10 protein-coding genes are annotated in these 13515 nt (G+C 51.8%); 6 read left to right on the forward strand and 4 right to left on the reverse strand.

Annotated elements, in window-relative coordinates; genetic code table 11:
- Nucleotides 1–15: 15 nt before the first annotated feature.
- Together BM231_RS10330 and aptA are read right to left on the reverse strand one after the other, a co-directional pair.
- Nucleotides 16–2490: a GcvT family protein gene (locus BM231_RS10330; protein ID WP_093519049.1), complete on the reverse strand. Its 2475-nt coding sequence runs from the start codon at nt 2488–2490 to the stop codon at nt 16–18.
- Nucleotides 2491–2569: 79 nt separating this feature from the next.
- Nucleotides 2570–3907: an omega-aminotransferase AptA gene (gene aptA, locus BM231_RS10335; RefSeq protein ID WP_093519051.1), complete on the reverse strand. Its 1338-nt coding sequence runs from the start codon at nt 3905–3907 to the stop codon at nt 2570–2572.
- A 171-nt stretch (nt 3908–4078) separates the two neighbouring features.
- Here aptA and pdxR point away from each other — a divergent pair, with 171 nt between their 5' ends.
- The 5 genes from pdxR to BM231_RS10360 all read left to right on the forward strand — a co-directional run bounded on the left by pdxR (nt 4079) and on the right by BM231_RS10360 (nt 9859).
- Nucleotides 4079–5593, forward strand: a complete 1515-nt coding sequence (pdxR, locus tag BM231_RS10340; protein WP_093519053.1) for a MocR-like pyridoxine biosynthesis transcription factor PdxR — start codon at nt 4079–4081, stop codon at nt 5591–5593.
- Between the two features lie 293 nt (nt 5594–5886).
- Complete coding sequence (locus BM231_RS10345) at nt 5887–6873, forward strand: taurine ABC transporter substrate-binding protein (RefSeq protein WP_093519055.1); 987 nt, start codon at nt 5887–5889, stop codon at nt 6871–6873.
- Nucleotides 6874–6996: 123 nt separating this feature from the next.
- Nucleotides 6997–7779 (forward strand): taurine ABC transporter ATP-binding protein, encoded by a 783-nt coding sequence (locus BM231_RS10350; protein WP_093519057.1) that lies wholly within the window; start codon nt 6997–6999, stop codon nt 7777–7779.
- Nucleotides 7780–7788: 9 nt separating this feature from the next.
- Nucleotides 7789–8658, forward strand: coding sequence for an ABC transporter permease (locus BM231_RS10355; protein ID WP_093519059.1), 870 nt, complete (start codon nt 7789–7791; stop codon nt 8656–8658).
- Between the two features lie 331 nt (nt 8659–8989).
- A complete protein-coding gene (locus BM231_RS10360) occupies nt 8990–9859 on the forward strand; it encodes an SDR family oxidoreductase (protein ID WP_093519061.1) in 870 nt (289 codons plus the stop codon).
- Nucleotides 9860–9865: 6 nt separating this feature from the next.
- Here BM231_RS10360 and BM231_RS10365 read toward each other — a convergent pair whose 3' ends face one another.
- Both BM231_RS10365 and BM231_RS10370 read right to left on the reverse strand, forming a co-directional pair.
- Nucleotides 9866–10576: a histidine utilization transcriptional repressor HutC gene (locus tag BM231_RS10365; RefSeq protein ID WP_093519063.1), complete on the reverse strand. Its 711-nt coding sequence runs from the start codon at nt 10574–10576 to the stop codon at nt 9866–9868.
- A gap of 43 nt (nt 10577–10619) precedes the next feature.
- On the reverse strand, nt 10620–11996 hold the full coding sequence (locus tag BM231_RS10370; protein ID WP_093519065.1) for a formimidoylglutamate deiminase: 1377 nt from the start codon (nt 11994–11996) through the stop codon (nt 10620–10622).
- 275 nt (nt 11997–12271) lie between these two features.
- On the opposite strand from BM231_RS10370, the gene hutI reads away from it, so the two are divergent.
- The gene (gene hutI, locus BM231_RS10375) at nt 12272–13507 is read left to right on the forward strand and encodes an imidazolonepropionase (RefSeq protein WP_093519067.1); all 1236 of its coding nucleotides are present in this window, start codon (nt 12272–12274) and stop codon (nt 13505–13507) included.
- The last annotated feature ends 8 nt before the right edge of the window (nt 13508–13515 follow it).

The raw sequence follows: 13515 nt of genomic DNA on the forward strand, positions 1-13515 counted from the left end.
AGGGGTTGTCTTGAATTATGCGCTTTCCAGTTCCTTCACACCGCGCATACGCAGGCTTTTGGGGTCGTACATCGGTTTGAAGGATGCTTCTGCGTCGCAGAGTGTGCCTTCGACGTCAATCTGATAGCTGGAGGCGAGCATGTCTTTGATTGTTTGGCCTTTGCATGGCACGTAGCCAAGGCCGATAGCACCGCCCAGAGTGTGGCCGTAGTTGCCAGAGGTGAGGTAGCTGACGATTTCACCATCACGCAGGACAGGTTCGTTGTGATGCAGGAGAGGCTCTGCGTCTTTCAGCTTGAACTGCAGCATGCGGGATGACAGGCCTTCTTCTTTCTTACGAAGCACAGCATCCCTACCGATGAAGGATGGTTTCTTGGTGCTGACAGCAAAACCGAGGCCTGCTTCAAGAACATGGTCTTCCTCGGTTATGTCATGACCGAAGTGACGGAAGCCTTTTTCAATACGCAAAGAATCCATTGCGTGGAGGCCGCAGAGTTTCAGGTCAACGTCGGCACCTGCTTCCACCAAGGTTTCATAGGCATGAGCGGTCATATCAGTTGAGACATACAGTTCCCAGCCCAGTTCTCCGACATAGGAAACACGATGCGCACGAGCAAGGCCCATCCCGAGTTCAATCTCCTGCATCGTGCCGAAGGGATGATTTTCGTTGGACCAGTCGTGATTAGAGACCTTGGAGAGCAGCTCTCGCGATTTCGGCCCCATCACAACCAAGGTCGCTTCGCCCGATGTGACGTCTGTGATCACGACGTTTGCTCCGCCCTTGTGCTTGTTGAGCCAACTGAGTTCTCTGATAACAGTGGCAGCGGGAGTTACGAGCAGGTACGCGGTTTCAGAAAGGCGGGTGACGGTAAGATCGGCTTCAATACCACCGCGATCATTGAGGAACTGTGTGTAGACTATCTTGCCGATTGGCACAGACATATCTCCGCCGCACATATGATTGAGCAGGTCTTCTGCATCCGGGCCTTCCACGCGGATTTTCCCGAAGGAGGACATGTCGTAGAGACCGACATTGTCGCGGATGGCGAGGTGTTCTCGTTTGGAGTTTTCAAACCAGTTCTGGCGTTTCCAGGAGTAGTCGTAGGTTGGGTCCTGCCCCTGCTCTGCAAACCAATTGGCGCGTTCCCAACCAGCAACTTCACCAAAAGCTGCGCCTGCTTGCTTGAGATGTTCATGAAGTGGAGAACGACGGACACCGCGTGCTGTAGCTTTCTGGCGGAATGGGAAGTGATCAGCATAGAGCAGGCCAAGCGTTTCCTTGGAACGCTGATAGAGGAACGTTTTGTTGCCCATGAACGGCTGCATGCGCCGGATATCAACGTCGGAGATATCAAAGGGCGGATAACCATGCTCCATCCAATGCGCAAGCGCCATGCCTGCACCACCTGCCGATTGAATACCGATGGAATTGAAGCCAGCACAGACAAAGAAATTCTTCAGTTCCGGTGCTTCGCCCAGATTATAGGCATCATCCGGAGTGAAGCTTTCAGGGCCGTTGAAGAAGGTGTGAATGCCAGTCACTGCCAGCTCAGGGAAACGATTGACCGCTTGTTCCAGAATGGGTTCAAAGTGTTCGATGTCTTCTGGTAGCTGATCAAAGCAGAAATCATCGGAGATGCCCTGCATACCCCATGGCTTTGCGATAGGTTCAAAAGCACCAAGCAGGATCTTACCAGCATCCTCTTTGTAGTAAGCGCATTCATCTGGCACGCGCAGTGTGGGGAGTTGGGGAAGGCCTGCGATATTATCTGTGACCATATAGAAATGCTCACAGGCATGCAGCGGCACGTTGACAGCAGCCATTTTGCCCAGTTGGTGCGCCCACATACCAGCGCAGTTGACCACATAATCGGCTGCAATATGGCCTTGCTCATCACTGCCATCTCGCTGCCATGAGACACCGGAGACTGCACCATTCTTCTTAGCAATGCCTGTAACTTTAATGCCCTCAAACACCTGCGCGCCGCGTTGGCGAGCACCTTTGGCAAGAGCAAGCGCAATGTTACCCGGATCCCCCTGCCCATCCTTTGGCAGGTAAACAGCTGCTGTTACATCCTCAGCATTTACATAGGGGTAGCGATCCAGAAGCTCTGAGGTGGAGATTTCTTCTACTTCCACGCCAAACGCCCGAGCCATCGCAGCTGAACGCAGGATCTCGCTGCGGCGTTCTTCGGTCAAGGCAACTGTGATTGAGCCATTGCGGCGGAAACCGGTTGCGATTTCAGTTTCAGCTTCCAGCTCACCATAAAGCTCCTGCGAGTATTTTGCGAGACGCGTCATGTTTTTGGATGCTCGTAGCTGAGCGATCAGACCTGCTGCGTGCCAGGTGGTGCCGCAGGTGAGCTGCTTACGCTCCAGCAACACGATGTCCTGCCAGCCAAGCTTTGCCAGATGATACGCAACTGAGCACCCGGCAATGCCGCCACCAATGATCACGACACGTGCATTTTGCGGAATAGACTTCGTCATTGATCGCCTCCCCTCAACCAATTTGAAAAACAAAAGAAGAGCACAAATGTGCTCTTCTCAAAACAATACTTTCTTCGATCTATTCAGCCATGAGCGTTTTCCTCATTGCATCCACGATCTCATCAACGTGACTTCGCTCTGCAATGAACGCTGGTGCCAGAATGGCTGTGTCCCCCGTCCATTTGGCGTGACAGCCGTTCCAGAACAACCGCTTTTGCATCTCGTTGCCGCGGATGCCCGGTTTACCGGGAAGCGGGTGAACCTCTACGCCACCCATGAGCCCATAACCTCGAATATCCTTTACAATCGGGATATCCTGCAGGGACCAGATCGCATCAAGGAAGTAATCACTCAACTCGGCTGCCCGATCAAACAGCCCTTCTTCCTCATAGATCTTCAGCGTAGCCAGCCCTGCTGCACAGGCTGCAGGGTGCGCTGAGTATGTGTACCCGTGGAAGAACTCGATGGCATTTTCTGGTGCTGCTTCGGTGATGGTCTCATAAACCTGATCTGACGCAGCAACGGCTCCCATCGGGATTGCTCCGTTTGTGAGTGCTTTTGCCAATGTGATGATGTCTGGCATCACGTTGAACGCATCCACTGCAAACGGTTTGCCAAGACGACCGAAGCCAGTGATCACTTCATCAAACACCAGCAGAATGCCTTGCTCATCACAAATCTGGCGGACACGCTCCAAATAACCCTTTGGTGGGACGAGCGTTCCGGTAGAACCCGCGACAGGCTCAATGAACACAGCAGCGATCGTGGAGCCACCGTAGGTCTCACAGAAGCGCTGCAGATCATTTGCCAGTTCCACACCGGTTTCCGGTTGACCTCTTGTGAAGGCGTTTTCCTCGTTCCACGTATGGCGCATCATGACGATGTTTGGCATGACAACCGGGAAGGTTTCGCGGTTTTTGACCATACCTGCCAAAGAAACACCGCCCATATTCACACCATGATACGCCCGCTCTCGGGAGACAAAGCGCGTGCGCTGCGCATCACCGTTGGCACGATGGTAGGCCATGACCATTTTCAGCGCGGTATCAATGGCTTCGGAGCCCGAATTCACAAAGAACACGTGATTGAAAGGCTCCGGCATAATTTTGGTGAGTTTGGCTGCAAACTCAAAGGATGTCGGCTGGCCCAGCTGGAAGGGCGCTGTGTATCCGTTCTGCATCATTTGAGCATGAACGGCATCTGCAATTGACTTGCGCGCATGGCCTGCTGGCACGTTGAACAAGCCAGAAGACCCGTCTACCAGTCGGTCACCGTTCTGATTCCAAAGGTACATTCCCTCTGAACGGGTGATGAGACGCGGTGCGCTTTTAAATTCTTTGTTTGCGGAAAACGGCATCCAGTGTTGCTCAAGAGAATTGGTTTTCGCTTGTTCAATCGGCTCTGCAAGGACACTCATCTCGATCTTTCTCCTAGAACACTGAGTTATTCGCCAACAGTTCCCCAGAGGTACTGTGAGAAATATCTTGTCGTCGAAATAATAGGTCAGATAGGTCCAGTTGTTCTTGACCATAGAGCCAGATGAACTCATGCTGATACTTCGCTCGTGATTTGGAGGGAGGGGCCAGCCATGAGATACAGCTTGTTTTCCGTTGATCGGGATGACAGTACAACGCTGCAAAGTCAGATTAGGGAGATGCTCGTCTCTGCTATTCTTTCCGGCCAACTTGCTGAAAACACACCGGTTCCTTCAACGCGTGCGTTGGCGAAACGGTTAAGCGTTTCACGCAATACGGTCATGCTGGCCTATCAGGCACTGGCAGCGGATGGGTATTTAATCACCCGGGAACGATCCGGGTTTTATGTGTCGCCAGAGGTGATTGAGAATCTGGGGCAGTTGCCTGATCGGGTCCAACCCAAGGAGCAAGTACCCGGTGATCGTGTGGATTGGGCTACTAAATTGCGGCTCACACCGTCTACGCAATTCAACATTTTGAAGACTGAGAACTGGCACAGTTATCCCTATCCGTTCATTTACGGCCAAGTGGATCCGACGCTGTTTCCGATCAGTGCGTGGCGGGATTGTGTGCGTCAGACAATGAGCATCAAATGGCTGGATGCCTGGACGGATGATCGTTTTACGGCTGACGACCCGATGCTGATTGAGCAGATACAGCGACGCATTTTGATCCGGCGTGGCGTGATTGCCGAAGCTGATGAGATTCTGGTGACGATGGGCGCACAGAATGCCCTGTTTCTGATCGCGCATTTGTTTGTGAGACCGGATACACCTGTTGCGGTGGAAGACCCCGGATATCCCGATGTACGCAACATCATGCAGCTGCGCAGTTCTGATATTCGCGCCATTCCTGTGGATGAGGAAGGCATACGGGCAGACATGCTTGGGGATGCAAAGCTGGTTTATGTGACGCCGAGCCATCAGTTTCCCACCAACACCACGATGACGATGAAGCGACGCCGTGAAGTGCTGGAGTGGGCGGCTCAGTCCGATGCTCTGATTATTGAAGATGATTACGAGTACGAGACCAACTATCGCGGCCAGCCAACCGCTGCTTTGCGGTCTGTCGATGCATCCGGGCGGGTGCTTTATGTGGGAAGCCTTTCCAAGTCCATCATGCCGGGGCTGAGGATTGGGTTTATTGTGGCACCCAAGCCGGTGATAAAGGAAATCCGCGCCATGCGCCGACTGATGCTGCGGCATCCGCCGGGCAACAACCAGCGCAGTGTTGCGTTGTTTCTGGCGCAGGGCTCACAGGATGCGTTGATCAGCAAGCTGCACCATGCCTATTCAAGCCGCTGGAATGCGCTGAGCGAAGCTATGGAAACGCACTTTCCCGGCTGGGCGCAGGTTTCTGCGTTTGGTGGATCGTCCTTCTGGGTGAGCGGGCCACCTGAACTGGATGCGACAGTTCTTGGCCAAGAGGCGCTTAAGCAGGGTGTATTGATTGAACCGGGGAACGTGTTCTTTGCAGATGCGAACCAAGGTAAAAACTATTTCCGCCTTGGTTTTTCTTCAATCCACGCCGATAAAATTCCAAAGGGCATAGAATTACTATCGGAGACCGCAGATAAATTGTTGCATCGCAGCACAAAAAGTAGAAATTGCTCATATACATCGGCGTGAACATAGGATTCTTCGTTTATTTATACAGAGGAAACACTGTTATTGAGAGCCATCAAACTAATCTTCCGCAGAGATATTGGGAATAATATTGGCAGATTGGGCACTTATAAATGAATGGGGATCGAGAAATACTGTCTGGTTCCATCGGGATTCACAAACTGGCACTACCGGGACTTGCGGTTTCATAGTGTCCTCAATTGCTGAAAGCTTAGGTTTAAGAAGTCCCAATAATAAGGAACGCGCAAAAATAACGAGGGAATAAGAACTTAGCACCGCACAGGGGGAGAATAGAGATGGCATTGAAGAAGCTTGCAGGAAAACTGGCTCTTGCAGCAGGCATGGTCGCGAGCCTTGGTATAAGCTCTGCTCACGCGCTTGATAAAATCACCGTAGCCTATTTTCTGGAATGGCCCACCGCGAACCAAGCGGCTCAAATTGATAAGACCTATGACGAAGCACTGGGTCTGGAAGTTGAGTGGCGTGCATTCGGCAATGGAAACGAAATGGTGCAGGCCATGGTTTCCGGCGATGTGCAGATTGCGTACAGCAATGGGTTCGTACCTTTCGTTGTTGGTGTTTCCTCCGGTGCTCCAATCAAACTTGTCGGTGTCGCCGTGACTTATGCAGAGAACGACCTCTGCATCGTGCGCAATGACACCGGTATCACCAAAGCAAATGCCAAGGAGTTAGAAGGCAAGAAAGTTGCCACTCCAATCGGTAACGTCACCCACTACAAGCTGATCCGCACGCTGGACCATTTGGGCGTTGACCTCAACAAGGTGAACCTTGTGCAAATGAACCCGGCTGATGCAGCAGTTGCTGTTTTGCGCGGTGATGTAGCAATGGGCTGTGCCTTTGGTGGTGCACTTGACCGGATGAAAACGGTTGGCACCCCGCTGATGACAGGTGCGGAACAGGAAGCCGTTGGCATCAATACATTTGATGTGGTGAACGTGACCAGCGATTTTGCTGCGGAACATCCTGAGCTCGTGAAGAAGTTCATGGAAGTCACCAATCAGGCCAACACCGCTTACAACACAGACCCTAGTGCCATGTATGACAAGATTGCGCGCGCTGCGGGTATGGACATTGAGCCCGCGAAGAAGATGATCGCGAACTTTGGCTTCCCAACCAATGAAGAGCAGCTGAGTGAGAACTGGCTCGGCGGTGGCATTCAGGCTGCAGCAAAAGGCGTGGCGGATGTCATGGTTTCTGCTGGCGGACTTGATGAAGCGCTGGATGATTACTCCCAGTTCGTCGACGCAAGTTACCTTAAATAAAAGACTTTTGAAAATGGCGGGCAATGTCCCGCCATTCTTCCAATAAAAAGACCGGGCGAACCAGGCATTTTCCAAAGAACCGGGAGAAGCGCTTTGAGTGGAATAGTTGCCGACAATATCTCTATGGTGTTCACCCTTCCCAACGGTGATCAAGTCCATGCTCTCAACAACGTCAATTTGAATGTGAAGGACGGTGAAATCATCTCCGTTCTTGGTCCATCGGGATGCGGTAAAACAACTCTTCTCAACATCATTGCAGGCTTTCTTCGCCCTACCTCCGGGAAGATCATTCGTGAGAATGTGGAGGTGACTGGCCCTGGTTCTGACCGCGGAATGGTGTTTCAGCAGGGCGCTTTGTTTGAATGGATGACGGTTGAAAAAAACATCGCATTCGGACCGAAAATGGCTGGGCGGCCTGCAGCAGAGACCAAACGCAAAGTGGATGAGCTTTTGCAGATTGTTGGCCTGCAGGATTTTGGCAAAAAGCCTGTCTATCAGCTCTCCGGCGGCATGCAGCAACGCGTCGCATTGGCCCGCTGTCTTGCTAATGATCCGGAAGTGATCCTGATGGATGAGCCTCTTGGTGCGCTGGATGCTTTGACTCGCGAGAAGATGCAGAGCCTTGTGCTGAAGCTTTGGAAAGAGACGCGCAAGACCATCATTCTCATCACACACTCTGTTGAAGAAGCCTTGTTCCTTGGGGAGCGGCTTATCGTGATGGCCCCACGCCCAGGCCGTATTCTACGTGAGTACGAGTTGCCGTTTGCGGACCGCGGATTGGTAGAGAGCCCACGCCAGATCAAAGCTTCCCATGAGTTTGTGGAGACGCGTGAGGAAATCCTGTCCCTTATTTGGGGCATGGAAGAAGAGATTATGGGCAATGACCAAGAACTTGAACCAGCATAGGAGGCCAACATGAGCAAACACCATACACCGCCTTCAGGAGTCTCCGTCTGGCTCGGGCTCAAAGACAATGTTTTCACGCAGCAGAAGACCGTTCGCTTTGGTGATGCCAGCGCGGTTAATTCAGGTCGATTTTATTCGATCCTGACTGTTGTCATTCTGCTTTCTGCCTGGGGTATTGCCAGCGCACTCGGTATGCTGGAAAGCTTCTATTGGCCGTCAGTCAACGCAACTCTTGCCCGGATGGGCAAGTTGCTTTCTGAAGGTTTCCGTAATGTCGCCTTCTGGGATCACATTGGTATTTCGGTGTTCCGCGTCCTTGGAGGCGTGCTGTTAGGGGCACTTGTTGGCATTCCTCTTGGACTGGCCATGGGCCTTTCCTCTATTGCACGCGGGTTGTTCGATCCAATCGTGGAGTTCATGCGTCCGATCCCACCGCTTGCTCTGATTCCACTGATCATTCTGTGGTTTGGCATTGATGAGACTGCGAAGATCTTCCTGCTGTTTCTGGCGTCTTTGTTTATCATGACCATTGCAGCGCGATCTGGCGTAAACAGCGTCAAGATCACCAAGGTGCATGCTGCTTATTCGCTTGGAGCATCTCGTACACAGATCCTCTTTCATGTGATTTTGCCAAACGCACTGCCAGAGATTTTCACCGGTCTCAGAACCGCCATGGGCGTTTGCTGGGGCACTGTTGTTGCCGCAGAACTGGTTGCAGCGGACAAGGGCGTTGGTTCCATGATTATGATTGCAAAGAACTTTTTGCAAACGGATACGGTGGTAATCGGGATCATCGTCATCGGGCTCATCGGGTACACCATTGAGCTTGGTATGCGATATTTGGAACGCTTGCTCATTCCATGGCAAGGCAAAGGCTAATTGCAGCCAAAGGCTACTCAAAACCAGAAGGGAAGAGCTGAAGGGCTCTTCCCTTTTTTGCATATCTACTTTGTCCTGAAACCTTGACTATGAACAATTAGCGGTTGATTTTGTCCGTGGAAGCTCCCATTTTTTGAGAGTGGGGTTGAGAGCTATGTCAGTCTTCTTTTGCACGAACTCATCCTACAACAACTTAAAAATCTATCGCCTTTTGAAGAGCTGCTATTCCACGTGAGTTCCTTCTGCGGGCGAAACACCCAAAAGGCATTCAGCGCTTTAATTTTGTTGGCAGCAGACCTTTTGCGGCACCTGATCGTTTGAGGGAATTGTAATGAAGACCGTCGTAATTGCAGGCGCAACCGGCTATCTGGGCTCTTATCTCACCTCCTATTATCAGCGGGAGGGCTGGTGCGTCCGTGCTCTTGTTCGCAATGAACAGGTTGCCCGCACGAAGGGCCTTGAAGCCAGTGAGTTTTTTGAGGGTGAAGTCACTCAACCGAACAGCTTGATCGGGCTGATGGATGATGTTGACCTTGTCGTCTCTGCGCTTGGTATTACCCGCCAGAAAGACGGCTTGAGCTACAACGACGTGGATTTTCGTGCCAACAAGAATCTGCTTGATCTCGCAATAGAAAACAGTGTCCCTCACTTTGCGTATGTCCATGTGCTGAACGCGAGCAAACTGTTGAATGTGAAACTGGTACGCGCCAAGCAGCACTTTGTTGAGGTACTTCAGTCGGCCCCAATCAAAAGCACAGTTATTTCTCCAAGCGGCTACTTCTCCGATATTGAGGAGTTCTGGGACATGGCGAAATCTGGCCGGGTTTACATGTTTGGTTCTGGAGACTTCCGCATCAATCCGATCCACGGGGCAGACCTCGCCGCAGCTTGCTTTGAGATTATCGAAGAAGGCCAAGTCTATGCCGAAGTTGGCGGACCAGTGAAGTACACGCACAACGAGCTGGCTGAGATCGCCTTTAAGAGCTTGAGCAAGAAAACCAAGATCACGCATTTACCCAATTGGGTCAGCGTTACCCTTCAGCGGGCGCTGGAGACATTCACTTCCGTGAAAACATATGGGCCGATCCAGTTTTTCCTGAGTGCCATGCGAATGGATATGATCGGGAAATGCTACGGCAAAATCCGGTTGGAAGATCACTTCGCTCAATTGGTGCAAAAGGAAAAGCAGAATACCGGTTAGATCCCTCTAATTGAAAGTAGGGATTGCTGAACTGCGTGTTGCCATACGATAGCGACTTCCGGGGTGCACAAGGCGCACATAGGTTATGCCCTGCCCTGAAATCCATGTGCGACGCTCAATTGTGAAAACAGGCTCACACTCTTGTAGCTGCAGAAGCCGTTGCTCTTCGGCAGTAGCTTTGTCAGCGCGGAAGACGTGTTCAATATTTGGGTGTGGGACGCGTTGTAGCAGCCATTCATTTGGGCCGATATCCGCGAAACTCTCCTGCGAAGCTTCTGGCAATGCAGAAATATTGATCCAACGCACATCAAGTTGCTGCGGAATGCCGTCACCATAATGCAAGCTTTTGAGAAAAAGAGCTTTCTCGTTTTGCTCCAATCCAAGCTGGGTACGAACATCTTCCGGCGGCAGCGCTTCCAGGCGCTCCAGTAATAGGTACTTATAAGACTGATCTTTGTTTTCGATTTCTTGCCGGATCACTGGAATAGAAATGGTTGCAGGATGGGATTTCGGCTGAACGACACGGGTTCCAGCTTTGCGGCGACGTTCAACCAGTCCGGCATCCGCGAGCTCTCGCATGGCACGGTTGACTGTTGATCGAGTGCACCCGAACTCCTCAGAAAGCGCTTGCTCGCTTGGCAACAAATCACCTGGCTGCCATTGCTGGCTGGTGATCCGTTCCTGCAAGATGCCTCTAATTTCCTTATAGGATCGCAAGCGCTTGTCCTGTCATTTTCAAATGAGATTGATTGCGGCGTTGTTAGGCTGCTTCCAGCAAAACTGCAAGCTGTTCTCTGTATTTAGCCGTGATAGCTGCGCGGTGGATGTGCTGCCCATCTTTCACCATGTGGCGCCCAGCTGACCAAACATCAGTCACGACACGGTCATCACCTGCAAAGATCCAATAATCGAGATATTGGTCGGGTTTCAGGCCGGCAAACTCAACACGAGTGGTGTCGATTGCAACCACATCAGCCAAATGCCCTTCCTTCAGCTCTCCCGTGTTGCGACCAAGTGCTTGTGCGCCGCCTTTTGCAGAAGCCTGATACATGGCGGTACCGACAGAGCCTTCTCCGCGCAACATGATATTGCGAGACTGATCACGCAGGCGTTGGCTGTATTCGAGAATGCGCAATTCTTCAGAGAGCGAGATGCGCAGGTTACTGTCTGAGCCCACGCCATAGACGCCGCCAGCTTCGATAAATGTTGGTCCGTTGAAGATGCCGTCGCCGAGGTTTGCCTCTGTGATTGGACAGAGACCTGCGACTGCACCTGCTTTTGCCATGGCTACTGTTTCTTCTGTAGTCATGTGGGTTGCATGCACAAAACACCAATTGCCTTGCACATCAACATTGCTCAATAACCATTCGATTGGCCGTGCACCCAGCCACGCCTGAATAGCTTCCACTTCCTTCATCTGTTCTGAGATGTGGATGTGAACTGGCTTGCCCGTAAACGTAGCTGCGATCTCACGCAACTGCGATGGATTGGTTGCCCGTAGTGAGTGTGGTGCAATGCCGACCTGACAATCAGCAGGAAGATGAGCTGCCAGCGTTTTCGATGCTTGCTCAATGAGTTGCAGATGACGTTCCAGATCATTACCAAACCGCAGTTGACCGCCCGTGAGTGGCTGTTCGCCTGCTCCGCCATAGGAATACAGCACCGGCAGATGCGTGAGGCCAATGCCTGTCTGGCTGGCAGCTGCAAAGATGCGATCACTCATTTCTGTGAGGGTGTCGTATGGCGCTCCGTCAGCTTGGTGATGGAGATAGTGGAATTCACCCACACTGGCGTAGCCAGCCTCTAACATCTCCATGTAGACCAATGCCGCGATTGCCTCAGCTTGCTCCGGGCGTAACTGACCCAAGAAGCGATACATGAGCTCACGCCAGGTCCAGAAACTGTCTTTCCCCTTTTGGCGCACTTCTGTCATGCCAGCCATTGCACGTTGGAAGGCATGTGAATGCAAGTTGGCTGGAGCAGGACAGATCATTCTGTTTTTGCCAGCAACCTCTTCGCCTTCAGGTATTACCCCAGACTCAACAGCTTTGATTGCGCCGTTGTCGTCCAAGCGCAAACGCACATTTTCCGTTAGACCGGTGGGAAGTAAAGCCTGCCCTGCAAAGATGGTTTTCATTGCTCACTCAATAGGTTTGATGTGAAACGATGATCAGTTCAGATCATTTTTTGCCCTAATAAGCATATACATAAATGCAACTCATACAACCATATCATTTTTCTAAGATATCACCATATAATGCGTTAAATGGCTGAATTTAGCTATTTATCCAAACACCTCAGGCGCAGTAGCTCGAGAATTACGCACATTGCACATTTTTTATGTATAGACATTAAGTGATTTCCATGTAGATTTTTACTGAAGTGAATTCACGTGGAATCTCGGGAGGGTCCATGACAAGCGGGAGAACCGTACTCACCAACCTGACAGCTGCAACTCTTTCTGAGCAGTCGGATGGTTATGGCCTGATCCATTGTGCAGCAATTGCCATTGAAGACGATAAGATCTGCTGGATTGGTCCTGAGCTGGAGTTGCCCGAGGACTGGAAAGGCACTGCGCAAACGGACCTTGGCGGGCGCCTTGCAACACCGTCTCTCGTTGATTGCCACACGCATATTGTCTATGGCGGTTCCCGTGCTCGTGAGTTTGAGATGCGGTTGAATGGCGCGACCTACGAGGAGATTGCCCGTGCCGGTGGCGGTATCCGTTCGACTGTTGCTGCAACACGTGCTGCCAGTGAAGATGAACTGTTAGCCGATGCATTGCCACGCGTTGACGCATTGTTGGCGGAGGGTGTGACACTTCTAGAGATTAAGTCCGGTTACGGGCTGGATCTGGAAACCGAGCTGAAAATGCTGCGAGTTGCGCGAAAGATTGGTGAGCTTCGGCCAGTTAAGGTCCTGACCACCTTCCTCGGTGCTCATGCGTTGCCGCCTGAGTATGAAGGGCGCAGTGATGCCTATATCAGCTTTGTTTGCGATGAAGTGCTCCCGGCTGTTCAGGCAGAGAACCTTGCTGATGCAGTTGATGCGTTCTGTGAAGGGATTGCATTTTCACCTGAGCAGGTGAGCCGTGTGTTTGACTGGGCGCAAGAGCTTGGCCTGCCAGTCAAAATTCATTCTGAGCAACTTTCTAATCTCGGTGGCACGGCTATGGCAGCCAGCCACAAAGCGCTTTCCGCTGATCATCTGGAATATCTGGACACCGCCGGTATTGCGAGCATGAAGGAAGCTGGAACTGTTGCCGTTCTGTTGCCAGGTGCATTTTACTTCCTGCGAGAAACCCAACATCCTCCGCTTCAGGAATTACGCGATGCTGGTGTCTCTATTGCTCTGGCGACAGATGCCAATCCTGGGTCCTCTCCCCTCACCTCGCTTTTGCTGTGCATGAATATGGCATGCACCCTGTTCCGCATGACACCGCAGGAAGCGCTGGCTGGGATTACTCGCAATGCAGCGCAAGCGCTTGGGCAAGCGGAGACGTGCGGAACATTGGAAGCTGGCAAGCAGGCAAACATTGCGATCTGGGATGTGAAGGAGCCAGCTGAACTGGCCTACCGGATCGGGTTCAACCCACTGAACCGCCTGTATTTCCTCGGCAAAAACATCACAAAAACACAAGCAAATTAAGCACTGAG

Origin of the sequence: Pseudovibrio ascidiaceicola, assembly GCF_900114245.1 — a bacterium.
Taxonomy (GTDB): domain Bacteria; phylum Pseudomonadota; class Alphaproteobacteria; order Rhizobiales; family Stappiaceae; genus Pseudovibrio; species Pseudovibrio ascidiaceicola.